The sequence below is a fragment of the Stenotrophomonas sp. CC22-02 genome, from assembly GCF_004365115.1.
GTDB classification, from domain to species: domain Bacteria; phylum Pseudomonadota; class Gammaproteobacteria; order Xanthomonadales; family Xanthomonadaceae; genus Stenotrophomonas; species Stenotrophomonas forensis.
The window spans coordinates 3,665,045-3,684,929 of the sequence record NZ_SOCO01000001.1 but is presented as its reverse complement, the minus strand read 5'-3'; the positions used below and the strand labels follow the sequence as shown (position 1 = coordinate 3,684,929).

The window sequence follows — 19,885 nt, the reverse complement described above, 5'->3', positions numbered from 1 at the left end:
GTGTCTTTTGACCGAGTTCGAGCTGCAGCTGGCGGCTTGGAGGGCCGGTGGCAGAAAGCCATCAGTTAGATCGGTTGCAGAAGGCTGTGGGATCTCGAGACAGTCCGTCTATCGGTCCCATCAATGCGTGGTTGCGAAGATTGCTGAGCTTTCAGACCCGCAAAAACGCGAGAGGGACGTGGCCTTGAAGGTCGATCTTCTTCGAGAGCGACTCAAGCGCGAAGTTGAGAAGGTCGGGATTCTTACCACGTTGTGTGGTGAGCTGGCAGCGGCCTTGCATGATGCCCGTGAGGAGCTCGCCTTTGCGCAGTCAACGGTTGAACGACTCCGAATGAAGAAGGGGCGAGGATGACGCTCGGCAAGCCTGTAGCAACATTCTGAGGACATTTGTGCCGATGCCTGGTCAGTTCTCTGACTGGAATTCAGCAAGCGCAGCCCTCAAGACTTGGTAGGGCATTGTTGAGAGGAGCTCTGCAGGCGATCGCCCATCCAGAAGGGCATGGCCGGAGAGAAACCATTCAATCTCTGCCCAACCAGTGGTTCGTCCTTTTGCGTCAAGAAACTGGCCGGTGCTTCGAATCGATCCAAGGATCTCCGTGAGGTATTGGACTGGCTTGCCATCGCTGCCGAACTGCCAGGGTGGAAAGCGCCAGCTACCGCCCGAGTCAGGTAGATAGGCTGCCAGAAGTCTTCCTTCACGAAGCCATCGCATAGCGGATGGCGCTTGGCCGCTTCGCTCGTCGCTAAGAGCTTGCTCGACTTGCGCTGCAACCGACCATTGGTTGGCGAGTTCAGTTCGCCGAGCAGCTGCAACCTGCTCCAGTGTTGTCGGCCTTCTATTGCTAGGCACAGAGGCTTGCTCCAGCGGGTTCAAGCAGATTGAGCGGCAGACGCTCGTGCTGACGGGCACGACCTGTCGAGGTGACAGGCGCGTGGTGCATGGTGCCCCTGGTCGGGCTCGAACCGACACAAGCCGCTTATCTGGCGCTGACGGGTTATAAAACCGCTGCTCTACCCATTGAGCTACAGGGGCATGTCAACTGACGATGCCTCCGTATTCGGTGATACGAAGCGAGGACCTTGTTCATAGCACGGCTTCGCCGGCGAGAAGGTCCCGGTTGTGCTCTGCAACGCGCACCACATCCAAGAAGACGGTTTCCGCCAGATAGATCGACAGCTGTCGGAGAAGGCTGTCTCTGAATGCTTCAGCCCCTGAGTCGCGTGCCATCACACCCAGTCGGAAGTCGGTCACGGCTTGGACCTCCGGGCCAGAGACTCCGTCCAAGACCTCACGAACAGACCAGCTCAAGATCACTTCGATCATGTTGTCTCCTCACCCAGCAGGATGCGGCCAAGGCGTCAGGGGGATGGCGGTTCCGCGTACGCGGCTGCCTCCACCGGTCAGATCGATAGTACATGATTTTCTTGTATTCGGTGCGTGAGCCATACCTTGCCAATCGCCCCGGTTCGGCGATGGTTCGATGGCCAGAAAAACGATCTACCAAGCCGAATATAGAAGCTTGATCGAAGCACTACGGCTTCGACGTGAGGCGTTGGCAAGGAGCCAGACGGAGGTGGCCAAGGCACTGGGTTGGTCCCAGCAGGCTCTTTCGGCGGTAGAGGCCGGGGCGCGTCGTCTCGACGTCATTGAGTTCGTTCAGCTGTGCCGGGTGCTCGAGATCTCCAAGGAGGATGCGTTCGCACTCCTGCCCGACCTGCAGACTGGTTCGGTCTAACCGTCCGGCAAGGTAATCGCTACGCCCCAGCGCCGTTGCTCTCTCCGCCGCAGCCCAGTGTCCCGTCCGGTCTATTCCTTCCTCATCTCAGCTCTCCTTGTCTAATGCAGCGCGTACTCCGTAGGCAGCAATCACAACCAGCGTCTGTACGTTCATTGTTGTCCAAACTGCCAGACCGGCGTGGATTGGATGATTCCAGTTGTGCATTCGGACAACTGCACCCCAGCACCAAGCTCAGCCGTTATGGCTAGCTTCCAACCAAGGCGCCCGCTCAATTGCATTGCGGTGGCTCCTGCAGATTTCGACTTTGGCACGGCACAGTCGGAGCAGAGTGCAGTTGAAAACTCGGCGATTTCCCGACCCGAAATGTGATTCGCTCGAGACGAATCCCCTGTCGCGGCTTGGCTCGGTTGGAGCTTCACGGAATTCTGCTTCTGGCCACTGCAAGACAAGCCAGCCTGAGTCAAGTCTTCTGACGCTGATCGGCCGAGGTCTGCTTCTGGTTGATGGCGGACATCGCGCCCGGCCGGAGCCGTCAAAGTGGTGATAACGTCTGCTTGCGATCCATTTGAGACGTCCCGGAGGTCTGCTTCCCGGTGCGCACCCCAGATTTTGATTGCAGGCTCGGTGGATTCGGGACCTCCTGGTAGGCACAGTTTCTCGGTGCAACTCAGTGTGCTGAACTAGCAATTGGGAATCTACGACGCGCTTCAAGTCCAAGGTAAGATTGCGAGGCCCCCCCCCCAACGCTTGTTTCCGACGGACATGGCAATAGTCCAGAGCTGCTGAGCATTAGGAAGCTAATGGCCCGATCAAAGAACACATCGAAGCCGAAGGGGCCTCGCGGCGGCAGTGCGAAACGCGCGCCCGCGACGCTGCGATCAACTAGCGGCGCCGGGTTTGATTTCGAGGACCTGATTAGTTCCTGGCAGTTGGTGAAAGCCCTATCAGGTGAACCGGCACCAGGAATCGGAGGCGTCGTAACACAGGTCCAAGCCCAGGTCTCAACCTTGGGCTGGCGTATCGATGACCTGCTGCTGACAGCGCAGGCGACCGGCGTCCCACGGCGGTTGGCGATTTCGGCCAAGGGCAACTTGCAGGTAAGCGCAGCCGGCTTGCCCGCTGACTTTGTGACGCGCGCCTGGGATCAGTGGCGTGATCTGCAGGGACCTTTCAGCCGAGTTGCTGACGGGCTTGCCTTGGTGACGATCGGGAACGACCAGGCGTTCAGCCCGACGTGGCGCGAGGTGAAGAACGCATGCAGCGGTACAGATATGGTGCTTGCGTTGAGTCGCATCCGCAGCAATACGAGGCAGTCGCGCGTCTTCGACAGCGTCCAAAAGCCCGGTAGCGCGTCCGACGAAGAGACCATCGAGCTCATTCGCCGCCTGCATGTGCTGTCGACCGACTTTCAGCTCGCGCACTCCGATACAGAGTACCAGGCTATCGCGCAGTGCCGTCGCTTGCTCGAATCCACCCGCGAGGACGAAGCGCAGTCTCTCTGGAAGGAGCTAACTAACGTCGCGAAAGAGGTGCGCCTTCGTAATGGGACCGTCACCGTCCCGGGCCTGTTGTCCTTGCTCCGGCGCCAGTTCGGCCTTCGCCATCACCCAGACTATGAGCGTGATTGGGAGACGCTCTCCAACATCACCGAGGACCACAAGGCACGGATAGAAACCGAGCTGCCGTCAGGCTATGCCGTGCCCCGCGCGGAGGAGAATGCGACGCTCCAGGCTGCGATCTCCGACAATCCGGTCACGGTGGTCTTCGGGGAGTCGGGCTCGGGCAAGTCGGCGCTGGTCAAGTCGGTGTTGGATGGCGCGTACCCATCTTGGAACCAGGTGTGGTTCGGTTCGGGTGATTTGAAGACGGCGCTCAGTGCGGCGCGCCGCAGCGCCCTTCCCCTGACGCACGAACTTTCACTTGTGCTGAACGCCACGGTGAAGCCGCAGAACGTGCTGGTCATCGACTCTGCGGAACGAATCGAAGCCGGCGAGTTCGTCGTGATCCGCCAGCTGCTTCAAGCCATCCTGCCGAATGACGGCGACGAGACTGAGCGTGCGTGGCGCGTCGTTATCGTCACGCAGACGCAGAGTTGGGTCGAAGGCGAGGCGACGATACTCGGCGGATGGAAAGCGCATCTGGTTGAGGTCGAGGCGCTCAAGGGCGATGCTGTGAAGTTGGCGCTTCTGTCGTCGTCCAGCTTGGGTTGGTTGATCGCGCATGACGACACCCTCGCGGCATTGACGAACCTGCGGACGCTGGCGTGGGTAATTAAGGCTGGTGCGGCGCTGGGGTCGATCGCCGGTAGGCTGGCGTCTCACACCGCTATCGCCGATCGCCTCTGGAAGCACTGGACGGGCGACCGCGCTGACGTGCAGGCCCTGATGATGCGCCTCGCCCAGCGAGAAGCGTCGTTCGAGCGCAGCTTCGCGCTGACAGATCTGGAGCCGGCGGACGTGGCGACGTTCGCGGGACGGCCCGAGGAGCTTCCGCTGCACCTGAACGAGCGGACTAACCATATCGAGTTCGAGCACGATCTAGCGGCGGATTGGGCGCGCTTCCAATTCCTGAAGCAGATTTGTAGGGACACGCCGAAGTGGGCCGCCCTGGCGGGAAATCCGCTATGGACGAACTCGCTTCGGATGCTCGGCCAGTTCCTGCTACGACAGCCGGCCGAGGCTGGCACAGCCTGGGACGTAGCGTTCCAAGCCGCGGCGGCCGCGAAGAACGAGCTGGCCGGCGATATCCTCCTTGATGCGCTCTGCTTGGACCCCGATGCCGAACGCTTCTTGACCGAACGTGTCGACCTCCTGCTCGAGAACGGCGGGAAACACTTGACACGGCTGCTTCTGCGCTTCCACCACATCGCTACTGTGCCGACCGGCGACAGAATGGGACTTAGCGCGGCAGTCGGCTTATACATGGAGGCGCAGTTCCGCTCGATTGTCTTTGGCCGGTGGCCGCCCGTTCTGCGCTTCCTCATCGCGCAGCGGGAGCGACTAGCCGGACTGGTTTCGTCCGCTCTCGCGAAGGTGATCGAGACCTGGCTGACGGATACGCCGCGCACGCTGAGCAGCGGCGATCTGATGCCGTTCCGGCGAGAGATGGCGGAGATGGCGCTCACAATGGCTCGGACCGTGCAGGTCGAGAAGGGCCGTGGCGTGATGTATTTGTCGCGTGAGCCGTTGCTGTACACCGCACCACTGGCTGGCGCGGCCGACCTGCCGACCGAGGTCGGTAATTGGGCGCTCGAACTCGCGGGGCGCCGAGAGATCGACGTTTATGTCCAAGGACGCATCTCCGAGGTTCAACTACAGGCGGCGAAGACCCACATCGAGCGCCTGAAGACCGATGCCGAGTACAAGGCTCGAGAAGAACGGAAACAGATGTTGGGCACCATCGGGGCGTTCCGCGAACGCTTGCCGCCCTGGCCGCTTGGGGCCAGTGGCGAGGTCGACATGGATTTCCGGACCGCCTGCCTCAAAGAGAATGCCATCCGTTTTCTGATGCGCGCGCAACCTGAGCTGGCGGCCGAAGTCCTGCTCGCGCTCATCATTGAAGACCAGCCGGAACGGGACTATGCGTCCGATCGGTTCGAAATGGACCTCGGCCTCGAATACTCCAAGGACGCGTACCCGACGGCGTTCTGGAAGAGCCCGTTCTTTCCCTTCTTCCAGCTGGCCCCGGAAACCGCGCTCACCTCGCTCATCGCGCTGGTGAACTTCTGCACGGAGCGCTGGCTCGCCGAGGTCATGGAGCGGCGTGCAGGTGAGGTTCCCGGGGTGACACTGCAATTCGCGGACGGGTCGGATAAAAATTTCCCCGGCTGGTGGCAGGTTTTCGACTGGCCGCAGTCCAGTGACGCGATGCGCAACGGAAACCTGTTCTGCGCGCTCGATGCGTTGGAGCGCTGGCTTACGCTGCGGCTCGACGCAGGTGAGAACATCACCGATGATATCCGGAGGATACTCCGGGAGGGGAACTCCGCAGCGCTCGTCAGTGTGCTTCTCAACGTCGCCAAGTATCGACCGTCGTTGCTGACGGGGCCGCTCGCGGCTCTATTGACGTTCCCAAACCTGTTCTATTGGGACAGCGTCCGAGTGAAGCAGGTTGGCTCTAAGTTCATCGGTTGGAGCTGGCTCAAGGGCGGCCAGGCGATATATGACTTCGCCCGTGATTGGACCTTGGCGCCCCATCGCCAGCGGAAGTTCCTCGATGTCGTAGTCGAACTCCTGTTGGTCGACCATGACGTTGCGCGGAGTCTTCGAGCCCTGCTGCCAACCTGGGCGCTGCCTGATGACCAGAAGGAGGCGTTGGAGTTCAAATTGCTCTTTGCCGCGCTCGACGAAACCAACTATCAGACCGTCACCGACCCGGCGACGGGCGCGGAATCCAGGCGCTTCGTCTGTCCCGAAGAGCTGAGCGTCGAGGTGCAGTCGTGGCAAGCCGACAGTGCGTCCACCCTCACATACCTTCTCGTTCCGGACCAATGCGAGCGGCGGCTTCAGGGTGGTCGTCCGCTCACCGACGATGAGGCCACGTACCTCTTCAATCTGCTCAAAGAGTGTGAGGCCGGAGCGGAAGGCGAAGATGAGGATGTGAAATCGAAATGCCGTTTCGCCATAGCCGGCACGCTCGTCGCGTTAGGCGGCGCTTGGCTTAGCCAGAGCCCTGAAGCGCAGAAGCACGTGCTCGAACTCGTGCGCACCGCTGTGGCAGCGGTCGCGTCGACAGTAAGCGAGATTCGTAAGCGGCGCATGGGGTGTCTCCGCTACGAGCTGAAGTTTGTCGCCTACGCGGTCATGCACCTGTGGCTCACCGATGGAGATGGTGTTCAGGAATGGGAGGTCGCCGTCCTGCGCCTTCTGACGAGTGGCGACAGGCAAACGACCGCCGTTGTGGTCGGCGTCGCCTACGCCAACCGAGAGCAGCTTGGCACCGCCTGGTGGCGGCTGCTCCGCGCCGGGTTGTTCTGGTCAGGCCTTATCCTGCTCGCTCCGCACCACGGCGATGGCGACGTCGCGGAGCGCGCCTGGACGGTGTGGCTCGCACGACTGCGTCGCTTTCCGCTCCGTGGACCGAATGCGACGCCTGATGATCTCGACTTCAAGCGTGTGGCCGCTGGCCAAGAGCGATTGGATTTCCAGCGCCGGATGCGGCTCTATCGTGCCGGCGACCAGGCTTGGCGGGGAAAGCCGGAGCGCGAACGGGGCGGTTCGCTAGACGGTCACTTCCTCGAAGTCCTGTTCAACTGGCTCATCGACGGCGATGGCACAGGCAACCGCGAACTCGACACGCGCTTGGTGCTGCGCATTTGGGACTACGACGCCACGCGCGCCAAAGCGCGCGCGAAGAAGGAAAACGGGGTGTACGACCTGCCTAGCCAGGACCTCGGCTACGATATCCTCCTGAAGCTCGCATTCCTGTCGATCGCGGCGCCCGAATGGCTAGCCCGCTCGGTTTGGGAGCCTGTTCTCACCCACGGTCCGGCCGCGCACTACGCGCTGCAGCACTTCATTCGTGGCTTGTTCATGCGTCTCGGGAAAGGTGACGACCCGGTGGCATTCGAGCGCGTCTGGCGGGCCACTGCCGAGTACGGCATCGCCGCCGATTGGTCTCAACCCGGCCTCTGGTTCTACGGCGAGCGCCTGATTTGCGACTTGCTCGGCTTCGGTAACGAGGATGCGTTGTCCCGGCTGAACCCGGGTGCGGCTCTGCGGATGAAAGGTGCATACGAGCGCTGGGCCGCCGCGCATTTGAGTCAGGACGAAGAATGCGTCACGCGTTTCTGCCACTTCCTGACGACGAGCTTCGGAGCCCCGCTTCGCCTTGACGGACTTCGCTGGCTTGCCAGCACGCAACGCGAGTCTTCCGGTCGCTGGTATCGTGAGGGTACTGACGAAGCGCTGGTGGAGCTGTTGGCGGCGGCATTGATCTCCGACGCACGAGCTCTCACCCAAGACGCTCAGGCGCGGCAGGCGCTTGTCGAGATAGCCGCCACCCTCGCAGCCAAGAACATCCCAACCGCCCTGGCTCTCCAAGAGCGTATTAAGCAGCTGCGATAGAGGTCGCGAACAGGCTTCGCTCGGTCGGCGTGACGAAAATCTATTCGCTGCACCAATCTCATTGTCTGCTTTTGGCCGACAGCAGACATGCCGGCGCCAGGCGGCGCGACCAAGAATGCTAGAGTCCGCTATCGACCCATAGCGGTCATTGGTGCGGCCGCCGAGCGTACCGCCGGGTCTGGTTATACGCCGCCTTGTTAGTCGGACCCAGCCGCCCTAAGATTGAGCTGCATCAGGGGGGGGGGCGGTAAAAATGGGGCTTTGTGAATAAATCGTATATCTGGACCCACCGGTCCTTCTATTAGATAGCTAGTTGCCGTGTCCAACAAGATAGCGACTGAAAGAAAGATTCTGCGTTGCATCAACGACATGTATCTTCCGCAGTATCCCTACCGGCCCGACAAAGGCCCCGTTGGACAGGTCATGATTCCGATTGACGTCGAGGCGGTGGCGAATCGTCTAGGCATGAGCAAGCACCTACTCTTCGGTTACCTAACCTCGTACTTAGACCACAAGTGGCGGCACAAGACAGGAGAGAACAGCTACGCGCACCTTTTTGCCGCTGCGTAGGTGACATGAGGCATGTTCAATTTCCCTTACCTTGCGGCAATCCTAGCCAGCCATGACCAAGAGCATTCAAAATTCGCGTGGTCGCTTGGCGTGTCCCTGGTGGCATTGGCATTGTCAGTCGGTGCCATTATTGCGCAGCTGGTGTCCGCGTAATGGAACCCAACAATTCATTCGAGCCGACACCGCTTCGCGGCGCGGCTTAATTCAGGCGTTATGCCATTGGCGGAATCTATGCTTTCAAACTACTTGGGAACGATGGTACTGATCGGATTTTGCGCGATGCTGCAAATTGGGCTTGGAACCTACCTGTTCTACGGCAGAAAGATTTCCCCGCCAGTGCGCCTAATCTTCGGCGTAAGCATGGCGCTTCTAGGGGTGCTTAGCTATCAACTTACGGATTCCGTGATTGAAAGCCAAGAAGCGCTCATTCACGCCATCGGCGGTTACGGCCCTGACGTCATATCACTTCAAACATCAGTTACGTGGCTTACCACGGCGCGTCTTGTGTTCTCACTACTTGTTCCCGCTTTGGGGTGCGCTCTCGCACTTTTCTATCCGGCACTTCCAACGAAGGACGGGGCTCCCGCTAAACACCGGGATGCCGCAACTCCATCCTCAACTGACGTGAACCGGAAGGTTAAATCTCCCCCCAAGACCTCTGATGATCCAGAATCAGAGGTCTAACATTTCGTTCAAGGCGGGACGTCGCGATCAGTGTGATCAGATGTCCTGTAGTGGAGCCCTAGTGATGCGTGGTGGAGTGGGACGCGGGTCTCGCCGTCTGATGGGGGCCAAATACCCTGGGTAGCGTAGCTTAGGTGGCCCAAATCCCGTTCTGGCCGGAAGCGGACTTCAGGGCTACTTAAGAGACTGGTCTGGTGCTAGCGCTCGCTTTCGACCCATAGCAGACATTGTCGTCTGAGCTCAAAGGTAAGATAGGCCATGGCTCCCGCTAACAAATACGATCCGCTCGAAACCCGGAACCAGCACTACGTGCCCCAGTTTTGGCAGCGTCGCTTCGGGCCCGGAAATGGAGAAGTCTGGACCCTACAAGACAACCGCACGAAGAAGGCCGGCCCGAAGAAGTTAATGAGTCAGGATTGGCTCTACACGATCTATGACGCGGGAGGGCGTCCTTCCAATTCGTTGGAGCGCGCGGCGGGTCACTTCGAGGCCAGGGCAGCGAAGGCGTTCTCGAATTTGGACACGCCAGGTGCAGTGGGCTCGGTAGAGGACCAGATCTTCCTTCGATGGTTCGTGGCCTTCAGCGCATGTCGACATCCGGACACCTTGAGCATGGGTCACCGCAGGTCGAAAGAGCTCGCTGTCGCGCTGGCTGACGCGTTCAATCAGCCTCTGAGTGACTATCAGGTCAGCTTGAGCACCTTTGGAATCGGGCCTGAGGAAGCTGCCTGGGCCTACGACCTCATTCGGAGACGGGATGAGGAAGCGTTACTTGAGGAGATGGACGATGTGCTCACCCGGCCTCCGAACGACGCAATCTTGCCCTCGCAGATCGCGCTCGATCCAGAAACGATTGAGCGCGTCTTCTTCCAACTGGCGCGGCACAGCGTAGAGATCCTGGACGCTCCGGTCGGAACGGCCTTCGTGTTGGGAGACACTCCGTTTCCCCCCGACCTCGGCTCGGGGTTCACCTTGCCTATCTCGAGCGGACTAGCCCTTCGGTGGAGTCCCGCGGACGGCGACATGCTTCCCGATTGGACGCGCCGGCTCGCGACGCCAACCGAGGTGGCTGAAACGAATCGGGTTCAAGCGGACAACGCGGCCTGCGTCTTGATTGCGCAGGCGGAAGCTGACCTATTGCCCTTCAAGTCTTGTCCAAACTTGGGTGCCTAGTAGCTGCTCAGCGCGTCTGCGTCCACACACATAGCCGCTCGACTCTTATCGACGGGCTACGCAGTTCGATATGTCCGCTCCTGTCCGATAGCAACAGGCAGGGAGACGTCGCAGTGAGGATGGCAAGGACAGACCATGTAGGCAATGACGCAACAGCGACATTGCTAACGTGGTGGGTTGAGAAAGGATTGCACGCACATGACCAACCTATGGCTGCATTATGGCATGCGCGGCACATGTAGGTCGCAACGACGGGTTGTACCCAGTAGAGCTCGGGAGGCAGTACGCACTAAACGGCTGACGACCGTCTACGAAACCCTGTGCGATTCACTGGAGCGATTCGACGATCGCGACCAGCTGTCGACTGGCGTGCTAAGGCTCTATCTGTTCCTTCGTCAGCGCGGATTTTGTCGAAATCCGCGTGAGCATCCTCCGTTGTCGCAAGGCGCGTGTATATGAACAATCCTGCATACTAGACAAGTTATACCTGTGGCCGGCAATGAACGGGCATGATCGTCCTCTGACCATGGGTCCGAGGGAAATTTTTTCAGCAATCTACCTTGGCACCTGGCGACCCGCTAGCCTTGCTTGGTGCACGCTTCCACGCGAATGCCGCGTGGCAACCGAAGGGCGATCTGCACGAATAAGGATTTTAATCATGGCAGGTAAACGGCAGCACTACATTCCCCGCTTCCTTCAACGAGGCTTTCTCGCCTCGGATCGAGAGGAACGTGATGGCGAATGCACTTGGTGGCACTTCCGAGGTAATCCTCCTCGCAAACTACCTATTAGCCACGTCGGCGTTCGAGAGTACTTCTACTCAAGGGCTGCTACGAACGGCGAGCGCACGCTGGACGACGTAATTACCGATCAGGAGTCGCGTGTGCAGTCGGACCTGCAGTATGCGCGCATCTCACTGGCAGGGGATCGGCTCGACGCCGAACGGATCGGCGCACTTGTAACTCATCTGGTTCTTAGGACCGCGTACATTCGCTCCGCCTTGGGTGACGCAGGCGAAAAGATTACACAAGCGATGCTCAACAGCGTGGGGAGCCCGGCTGGCCTTCACAAACTGCTAGACGTTGATGCCCCTGCTCCAACTGCTCAAGTGCGAGCCATAACTTCAGGTGTGGTCGAGCGCTTGGAAGCAGAGGGCCACGACGTTATCCCGGCGCTCCTGGAGCGCACGCTTGCGTATTATGTCCGTGAGAACTTTGAAGATTTCATTCCGGAGTTCGACTGGACGTTCGGTGGGGTGCAAGCAGAAATTGCCAGGCAGCTCCCCGTGATCATCGCTCGCTCTCACCAAGCCACGCTGGCAGAAGGCAATTTTGGCGCTTGGGATAGCGCCCTTTCCAAGCTCGCCTGGACTAAGGTTTCTTTGCAATCGGTGGTCCTGCCCGATTGCATCGCTGTTGCGCGTTCAAGCAAGATGGATTGGGCTCCCCTGTTGCTAGTAGGTACCCAGGACCTGGATGCATGCATCCTTCCGCTGGACGATTCCAGTGTGCTGATTGGGGCGGCCAGCGAGGGAGTGTCTGTTTCCGCCGGCGAGCTCAGTGATATCTGCGCCGCCTGCAGCGATGATTTTTTCATCGCCGCATCGCCGATGCCAGAACTATCCGGGGCACTAGGTCGACGATCCGGCCAAGCCGTGGTCCACTTGGTGCAAGACGCTGTGGAGGACGTTCAGTCGTCAGTTCATCCACCGTCGTTCCCGCACGTAGCGCCATCGCCGCCTGCGCCGCGTTTGCGTGAGTACACACTTAGCATGCCAGCCGATTTGGGCGAGGAGCATGCAGCATTGCTGACTGACGCCGTGCGGGAATCGGTCGAGGATCTCTCCGCTGTCTTTCCCCTTCACATGCTTGATGGCATCACGATCGCACGGAACTATGCCCAGACGCTGCAGGAGCTGGACATGGGTGATCCCCGACTGCCGGCGCAAACTAGCAGCCCGCGGCCTGATGGCGTCGGCGTGGGTAGATGCGTGAGCGTTTCTCGAAACGGCGTTAAAAAACAACACATCGTGCTCGGCTGGCCGGTCGCACAAGGCTTGCTTTCAGACCGACCTGACGCGCAGCGCGCCTCAATTCACACCATGGCTAAGATGCTGGTGTCAGCGAGCTTCGATGAAAGTCATGTCCTTCAGAATACTGAAGGTACATGCCCGGCCGGGCCATTCACGCACATCCTGCATCGCGCAATCTCCACGGTTCCGAGCCAGTACTACATTTCACGTGCGACTGCCTCCGTCGATACGGAGGCGAGCGATCGCTATGCTGCTCTTATCAAAGGGTATGTCCCTGACATCATCGTGGCGTTGCAACAGGCGCACGTGCGGTATCAAGCCTCCGAAGATGTCAACGAGCTGCTGGAAACTGCGCTTAGTTATGTTGGCCCACTCATCGAGCATGTGGCGCAGTGGTGTGGCCACGTCGATGGCCATAACAAGTCGAGTGGTGACCCGCAGAGCTCTGGAGCCGCTGCGGGAGGGCACGAACCCATCCAGGCAGCCTTGGCACCGCTGCAGCTAGGCAGATGGTCGAGCCTACTACATGGTGATCTTCGCACGCTATTCGAAGTGCCTGAGAACTTCACCACCGAAGGCGTGTATGCGCTCACAAGCCATCTGGAGCGTGCGCTCTGGTCTGTCGGGATTCACCCATGGCCAATGGACGACGGTCAGATGTACGTGACAGTGGGTGCGCCGCCCTGCACACCCTAAGACGCTTTGCGCAGATTGATGGATGGACTTCCCCCAAGATGCCGTGTCCCGATTCAGTATCGGCCTGGCTCATCGAAGCCGCGTGATGACTAGGGAAAAGGGGCATCCCATCATTCAAGCCGAAGCCGCTTAGCGGCTCGGCTTAATTCAGGCGTTGGACGTCCGCTTCTGGCCGAAAGCGGACACCGCACATGGTGACTGTCCAAGACCCCGTGAGCGCTCCCTCCGCCCGTCCGAACATCTCGATGTAATTGAATACATCAGAGTGCGCCTCGTCCCGGGTTGGGTAGATCCGTCGCTTGATTCGACCGCCCATCGCTAGTCACTAAAGCGAAAAGTCGATATCCTTAATCGTTACGATCAATGAAAATTTCGCTTGAGTTTGGAGCAATGCGGGCGGGTGGCATTGTGCCGCCGAACATACAGGGGAGTCATTGGGGTGGGTGAATCTTTTTACGCCGTGGACTGGGGACTCATCACCGCCATCGGCGCAGCAGGATGTGCGCTCGGCATCGCGGTTTTTGTCCTCTCTTATCATCTAAACAGCCGTCGCCGGCGCGGCATAGAGGTCGAAGGTGTTGAGGCATCTCGGTACTTGGCGAGCGAGCTGTCACAGGTTTGGTCGGCGATCAAAAGGCTCGAGGCTTCCGAGGGGCTGCCAGGCAGGGGCGCTAGCGTGGTCACGGAGGAACTCGTCAGGGCTCACCTACCAACCATTACAGAGGAAGTCGCTGACCGGGTCCGGGGATCCTTGGCTAGTGAAGTAGTGGAATGGGAGAGGGTTGAGCAGGTCCGGAAGACCATCGCATTGGCGTCCTCTAGACTATCCCTTGAAATGGAGTTGCTTAGGTCCCGTGCAAGTAGCAACCTTGCGTTCGGATCAATTGCAACAGTTTTCGCTATTGGCCTATTGGCGTACATGGCTTTTTCGGTTAATACCTCGACTTCGTTGACAGCGATGGCGACCATGCAGCTTCCGAAGCTGAGTCTAGCGATCTTTATTGAGGTGTTCGCATTCTTCTTCCTAAAGCTTTACAAGGCTAATCTCGCCGAGATTCGCCTGTATCACCTTGATCTTAGCCAACTTGCATCACTCGGCGCTGCAGTGGAGCTTGCATGGGCTGCGGACGGAACTAATGCGCTTGGTGACTTTGCTCGGGACTTGTTGGGAAGAAAGGTTGATGTGGGTGAAGTTGGAACAGCGCCCCGTTCTACCGAAGGGAAAGTGGATCCCAAATTGATCGCCGACTTGGCAGCATCCATAGCTAAGATAGTCTCTGCACATAACAAGTAAGGAATAGCAGGCATCCCTTACCCTCGGTTGCTGCCTCGAAAGCAGTCAGTTCTCGCCGGTCGGCGGCACTCGCCAGAGTACGTGGTCGGCGCGAGTTAGTTGCAGGAAGACTGTTGCGGGGGGGGGCATGAAGAAGCATGCAAAACGAATGTGGGATCCTCACCAAGAACCACATCGCCTTCTACTTGTGAGCACTATGGTTGTTCATTCCACCGCCGTGGCCCGCTCGCGGTGCTTGGACTCGACGAATTCGTCGTCGGCAAAGTCGATTTGCAGTTGCCGTTCCATTCAGCGGCAACAAAACGCACCGTCCGAGTGCATCCGACCGATGGCAGCTTTCTTTGTCCGAGCGGCTTGCGTGCATAGTGGAAGCTTCCCATCCGCAGGGTTGAACACAACAAGCCCCCGGTTGACTGTCAACTTGACAACCTAACTTTCAGCTCGTCCAGGAACAGCACCCCGTGGTGCGCCAGCGAAATCTCGCCGGGGCAGGGCGGGTTGCCACCACCCACCAGCGCCGCCGCACTCGCACTGTGGTGCGGCGCCCGGAACGGACGCTGCCGCCAGCGGCGCGGGTCCAGCCCCTCACCGCTCACCGAGGCAATCGCGGCCAGCTGCAGCGCTTCAGTCTCTTCGGTGTCCGGCAACAGACTGGGCAGGCGCGAGGCCAACAGCGTCTTGCCGCAGCCAGGGCTGCCGATCAGCAGCAGATGATGCCCACCGGCTGCGGCCACTTCCAATGCGCGCCGTGCATGCGCCTGCCCGCGCACATCGGCCAGATCCGGCAGTGGCAACGGCGTTGTGTCCACACGCTCCACTGGCGGCAGCAGGCGTGGGTTCCCCAACCCAGCGCAGCACTCCAGCAACGTACGCGCTACCCGCACATCAGCGTGCTCGGCCAGCGCGGCCTCGGCGGCATTGCCCGGTGGTACCACCAGGATGCGCCCGGCTTCAGCGGCTGCAATCGCCGCGGGCAGCGCTCCGGCCACCGGCCGCAGCTCGCCGGTCAGGCCCAGCTCGCCCAGGAACTCATACTGAATTAGCGCCTGCGGATCGACCTGGCCGCTGGCCGCAAGAATGCCCAGCGCAATCGCCAGATCGTAGCGGCCACCCTCCTTGGGCAGATCGGCAGGCGCCAGGTTCAAGGTGATGCGCCGTTGTGGAAAATCGAAGCGTGCGCAGAGCAGTGCCGCACGCACGCGTTCGCGTGATTCGCGCACGCTGGTTTCGGCCAGGCCGACAATCTGGGTGGCGGGCAGGCCGCCAGAGAGATGCACTTCCACCCGCACCAGCGGGGCATCGACCCCGGCGCGGGCGCGGCTGTAGACCAGCGCCAGGCTCATGTACGGTTTCCTGCGGCGAGATGTTCGATGGTGCGGCCGTCGAACTACTGTGCACCATCAGGCGTTGCGGAGGATCAACCTAGGAGTATCCCGGCCCGAGGGCCGGGTACATCGCCTCGGCAGAGAGGAGCAGAGCGCCGGCGTTTTGGCGTTGGACATGACCGAGCAGGAAGGTGAGCTCAATCCAGTCCGGCCGTTCTGCGCATGCTCTTGTAGCTGCTGTCGACAGCGCTGGGATCCATGGGCCCCATTTTCTCCAGGTAAGCCTGCAGCAGCCCGGAAGATCGCTTGTCGCCCAGTTCGCCTGCCACTGCGATGGATGCGGCAACAGGGAAGGGAACACCTCCGGTTGCGGCGCTGCTCACGCCGAAGAGGTACGCAGAGAATGGGCTTGGATGGAACTTCAGCAGCTCCCCGGCGGTGACATGAGCATCAATGAAGTCCTGTTGAAACCTGTCGCGAAGCTCGGGAGAGGCTTGAAAGGCTTCCAAGATGTTTTCGGCGCCGGACGAGGCTGTCAGCGATTCAATCATCTGCAGTTGCCTGTCAACATAGAAGGCCTTTGCTTTTGTATCCCCCTTCTCTGCTTTGGCCTTCAACGCGTCCGTAGACAGATTCCGAGCCTCGATCCATTCCTTTGCTGTCGGGAACCCAAGTGCCGCCACTTCAGCGGCCGGCATTGCATCCAGACCCGAGAAGATATTGTTGTAGCGCGTGGACAGCGCACTCAGGTACCGACGATCTTCTTCAGAGAAATGGCCCCGGTCCTCAGGCCACTGGAGCTCCGATGACGGTCGCTGGATTTCATCAGCGCCATTCTGCGCCGGCGCCGTCTCTGCCTGCAGTGCGGATTGATCAGGTTGTGGCGTCTGGACTGCTGATGGCTGGCATGCGCAGACAAAAAGCGTTGCGACGACGAGGGAAACAAGATGTCTGGCGGAGTAACCCTTGTTCATGGATTGCACCCGTTGGCTTTCATGTCATGTACCCACGCGGCACACGCGTTTGCGGAGATTGATTGTGCGTAGGCATCGTTTGATTCATTTGTGGTGGCTACGGCACCATGATAGAGGCCTGCGTACCCGGTGCAGATGTTGTAGGAATCAGGTCTGGACAAGCCCTGGCATCCAGATTCCATGGCATGCCTGAACTGCGTATCGCACGTCCCCCGGTGCTGCGCGCTCCCCCAGCAGGCATCGTGGCTATTGCACGCTTCAAGGAAGCTGACACCCGGAAAAGGGGCATTGAGGTCACCGGAATAAGTAGAGGAGCTGGCGTACGATAGAACCTTGCTCAAGAACCAGTTCGACCGCGGGCCCGTGCCACATCCATTGGCGGTCCAGGCAGCATCGAATCCAGGTACCGATGGTGGTGAACCATAGTTGCAGTTGGCGGGTTTGCCTTCCCGCATGCTTCTACACACCTTTGTAGTGTCCAACTCGAGAGGCTCATCCGGGTAGCGGTCGTTCTCCTCCAGAAAGCGTTGATGTGCAGACAAGGATTCCTGATTGACCGCATTGGAGCAGGCGGTACCAGTACATTTGAAGTCACCTCCACCAGCCCGAGGGGCGGTAACCAAGACGGGGGGGAGTGCTACTGGTTGAGAGTGTGCAGAGAAGAGCAATGAGCTGAGAATCGTAGATGCAAGGATGATCCTTCTTTTCATATGGATTCCATTCGTCGCGTGTGATCAGCGTGTTGGCAAGCAGGTCCCTTCTCTAAGTACGATGGAAAGTGCCGGATGGACGGTCACGCACCATGCCGTGGAAGGTGCGTGAGATCATGAGTCCTGAGGAATTGGGAAGGTATGGGGGAAACCTTCGCAGAGGCCTAGGGTGACGGCGCGTTTTGCAAGATGCATTGCCCGATAAGCGTGCTGACCTTCAGTTGTGTTCAATTCACGCGAATGTCTTCGCGCCCGTGCATCGAAATCCTTCAGCGGTTGCGCATGCAGGCCACTGGCAGCAAGTACCTTCGGTCAGTAGCGACCTTAGGATCCAGCAGACATCGCTTCGTTTCAGGAACGACGACACTGAGGCGCCCAAACCGAGCCTGGACCCCGCGGCCCCCGCACGCTCCACCAGCAACCGGCCCTGGCGCTGGTGGATATTCAGCCAATGCGCGAAGCTGATGCGCAGGCGCTCGATCTCCGGTGCCCGCTGCCTCGCATCGGCGGGCATACGGATCAACACACGGCACATACGCAGGAAGAGACGCGCCGTACGCGCGCCCTCAATCCCTGGGCCGCATCCGCTCGTGGATGAATGCAGTAAGTGCAATATCGGCCATCACCAGCCCCTCCATCACCCGATCACCCACGTACTGCTCGGGCTCGCCGTTCTGGCGCGTGCGCTCGGCCGCCAGCAGGATTTCCTGCACGATGCGCTGGCCGGTTGCCGCGCAGTCGGCGTCGGACAGCGCGATCTGCCGGCTGCGCAGCTGATGGCGCTCGGGCCAGGGCTGGCCGTCGGCCGCAGCGCCCGCGCCAATGGCGTGCAGGACGGCGATGAGGCTGGTGGGGTCCAGGGTGGGGCCGGGTGATGGCGGCTGCTGGATGGGGCGCGGGGGAGGGGAGTGCGGCTTGGTCATGTCAGGCTCCGTGCATGTAGGCAGAAGCCGCCACCGATAAGGGTGGCGGACGGGGCATGGCTCGAAAACCGGATGTTGGGAACCGGCGGGTACAAGACCCCCACGCCCCGCCCGCCATAGCTGGCAGACGGATTGCCAGCCGGCACCACGCAGGGTGATGCCGGCTGGCAAGCGCAAACTACTTCCCAACGACGGGTTTTCGAGGCCCGACCACCGATGCACGGTGGCGGGGTAACGATTACCTGCTGTTGGGAGGAATGCCAAGGGGTGGGGGCCAATGCCGCCAAAACCCGAGACGTTTTTGGCATTGTCGCATAGCGCGGAAAGGGGCGAGAGCCTTGGCGTGCTTGGGAGACGACACTTCTGGAACGGAGTCGTCAGATCGTTCGGCCAGAGACGCAAGGCGCGGCAGATGCGACAACATTGGGCCGACGGCAATGTGTGATCGCCAATGCGATGGAACCGGCGCAACGGCCGCTGATGGGTGCCGCGTGCTTCGCCTTCAAGCGCGAGTGACTTTCTGCCTATTGACCCCGTAGGGCGTCACGCAGAATCTGACTACCGCTGTAGTCACGCGGAGCTGTCCTGTCCGCAGCAGGAAGGTTTTGCGGCGTTTGAACGGATTCCATCCACTGACGCAGGCCAATACAAGGATCACTGTACGTGTTACGTCGCAATCGACTTCTTCTGCCTGCAGGTCTGGTCCCGCTTCCGTGGTTCCTGTTCTGGACCAGCGTTGCTGCGGTGTTCGCGCCGGGCTACAACCCGCTTGTACTGCACGCCAGCGAGCTGCTGCATGCGCCTACCCTCGCAAGCATCTGCGCCAGGATCGCCGCCATCGGTTCCGGCGTGGGCTTCGTGGCGTTCTCCATCGGGGTATGGCGGGAGTCCGGTCGCCGCATTGCCGTAGGCGCGCTCTGCTGGATGATCTTTGGCGTCTCGATGTTGACCAACGGGCTCTGGCCGATGGGTCATCCGATGCACGGCTTCTACACCATCGGTATCGCCAACATCATTGCACCGGCGATGTCGCATATCGAGTTGAGCGCGTGGTCTGCCCATCGAAGGGCGTACGCCGTGACCGCTATGGTGAGCATCGCGGCAGTCGCCTATCTCTGGTTGAATCTGGTGGGACTGGACCCTGAGGGGTACCGGGGACTGACCCAGCGTTTGTTCTCGTCGATCAACTCGATGTGGCCATTCCTGGTTGCGCTGTACCTGCTACGCAGGGGATCAAGTGCGCTGAAGGCGCAGCCGGCGCTTTGATGGAAAGGCATGCAGGCACGTGGACGGCTATTGGGCGTGTGGAGATGAAAAGGGGATGAGGATCTTTCGCCGTCAGCTGATCTACGTTCAAGTGCACCAGGACCACTTCATTGCCCGCGTGGTCGGTGGAGACAGGACCATCCGTCGCCAGTGTCATGCCCTTGGCAATCGTGCGGGGCCGATCAAGGACTTCTCCACTCTCCGGCCCCAGCTCAAGGCGATCTTCTCGGAGCTCCTGCCTGGGTTCTCTCTCGTCAAGCCGTGGGGGCTTCTGCACTTTGATCCGGTGGAGTATCCGGTCACGAAGGAAGAACTCGCTGGGTTCCAGAAGGTTGCCATGCAAAGCGGCGTGAGCTTCTGCCTTCTCTCCACGTGGGAGCAGCGGCATGAAGACAGGGATCTGTTGGAGATGTTCAAATGAGGCTGGCTCGAGA

At 60.0% G+C, this 19,885-nt stretch carries 11 protein-coding genes, 1 tRNA gene and 2 pseudogenes; 7 read left to right on the top strand and 7 right to left on the bottom strand.

What is annotated here, in order from left to right; translation table 11 throughout:
* Window positions 1-438 precede the first annotated feature (438 nt).
* The 3 genes from N440_RS16885 to N440_RS16875 form a co-directional block, all read right to left on the bottom strand.
* The gene (locus tag N440_RS16885; protein ID WP_133935804.1) at window positions 439-813 is read right to left on the bottom strand and encodes a hypothetical protein; all 375 of its coding nucleotides are present in this window, start codon (window positions 811-813) and stop codon (window positions 439-441) included.
* 127 nt (window positions 814-940) lie between these two features.
* A tRNA-Ile gene (locus N440_RS16880) sits at window positions 941-1,033 on the bottom strand.
* Between the two features lie 51 nt (window positions 1,034-1,084).
* Window positions 1,085-1,324: a hypothetical protein gene (locus tag N440_RS16875; protein WP_069138757.1), complete on the bottom strand. Its 240-nt coding sequence runs from the start codon at window positions 1,322-1,324 to the stop codon at window positions 1,085-1,087.
* Window positions 1,325-1,481: 157 nt separating this feature from the next.
* On the opposite strand from N440_RS16875, the gene N440_RS20575 reads away from it, so the two are divergent.
* From N440_RS20575 to N440_RS16840, 5 genes are all read left to right on the top strand, one after another.
* Window positions 1,482-1,736, top strand: coding sequence for a helix-turn-helix transcriptional regulator (locus N440_RS20575; protein WP_133935803.1), 255 nt, complete (start codon window positions 1,482-1,484; stop codon window positions 1,734-1,736).
* A 1,010-nt stretch (window positions 1,737-2,746) separates the two neighbouring features.
* Window positions 2,747-7,804: a hypothetical protein gene (locus N440_RS16865; protein ID WP_208322794.1), complete on the top strand. Its 5,058-nt coding sequence runs from the start codon at window positions 2,747-2,749 to the stop codon at window positions 7,802-7,804.
* 1,512 nt (window positions 7,805-9,316) lie between these two features.
* Window positions 9,317-10,231: a DUF4238 domain-containing protein gene (locus N440_RS16850; protein WP_133935802.1), complete on the top strand. Its 915-nt coding sequence runs from the start codon at window positions 9,317-9,319 to the stop codon at window positions 10,229-10,231.
* Between the two features lie 658 nt (window positions 10,232-10,889).
* Complete coding sequence (locus N440_RS16845; RefSeq protein WP_133935801.1) at window positions 10,890-12,959, top strand: hypothetical protein; 2,070 nt, start codon at window positions 10,890-10,892, stop codon at window positions 12,957-12,959.
* A gap of 439 nt (window positions 12,960-13,398) precedes the next feature.
* Window positions 13,399-14,253, top strand: coding sequence for a hypothetical protein (locus N440_RS16840; RefSeq protein ID WP_133935800.1), 855 nt, complete (start codon window positions 13,399-13,401; stop codon window positions 14,251-14,253).
* A 437-nt stretch (window positions 14,254-14,690) separates the two neighbouring features.
* Here the strand turns inward: N440_RS16840 and N440_RS16835 are convergent.
* From N440_RS16835 to N440_RS16820, 4 genes and pseudogenes are all read right to left on the bottom strand, one after another.
* Window positions 14,691-15,596, bottom strand: a pseudogene (locus N440_RS16835) (YifB family Mg chelatase-like AAA ATPase); the annotation flags it as partial.
* A gap of 179 nt (window positions 15,597-15,775) precedes the next feature.
* On the bottom strand, window positions 15,776-16,552 hold the full coding sequence (locus N440_RS16830) for a hypothetical protein (RefSeq protein WP_133935798.1): 777 nt from the start codon (window positions 16,550-16,552) through the stop codon (window positions 15,776-15,778).
* 979 nt (window positions 16,553-17,531) lie between these two features.
* Window positions 17,532-17,791: pseudogene (locus tag N440_RS20515) on the bottom strand (hypothetical protein); the annotation flags it as partial.
* 37 nt (window positions 17,792-17,828) lie between these two features.
* Entirely contained in the window at window positions 17,829-18,185 is a 357-nt protein-coding gene (locus tag N440_RS16820; protein WP_133935797.1) for a hypothetical protein, read from the bottom strand.
* A gap of 663 nt (window positions 18,186-18,848) precedes the next feature.
* Between N440_RS16820 and N440_RS16815 the strand changes: the two genes are divergently transcribed.
* Window positions 18,849-19,451 carry a DUF998 domain-containing protein gene (locus tag N440_RS16815; RefSeq protein WP_133935796.1) on the top strand — a complete coding sequence of 201 codons (603 nt, stop codon included), beginning with the start codon at window positions 18,849-18,851 and terminating at the stop codon, window positions 19,449-19,451.
* Window positions 19,452-19,506: 55 nt separating this feature from the next.
* Complete coding sequence (locus N440_RS16810; protein ID WP_133935795.1) at window positions 19,507-19,872, top strand: hypothetical protein; 366 nt, start codon at window positions 19,507-19,509, stop codon at window positions 19,870-19,872.
* Window positions 19,873-19,885: the final 13 nt, after the last annotated feature.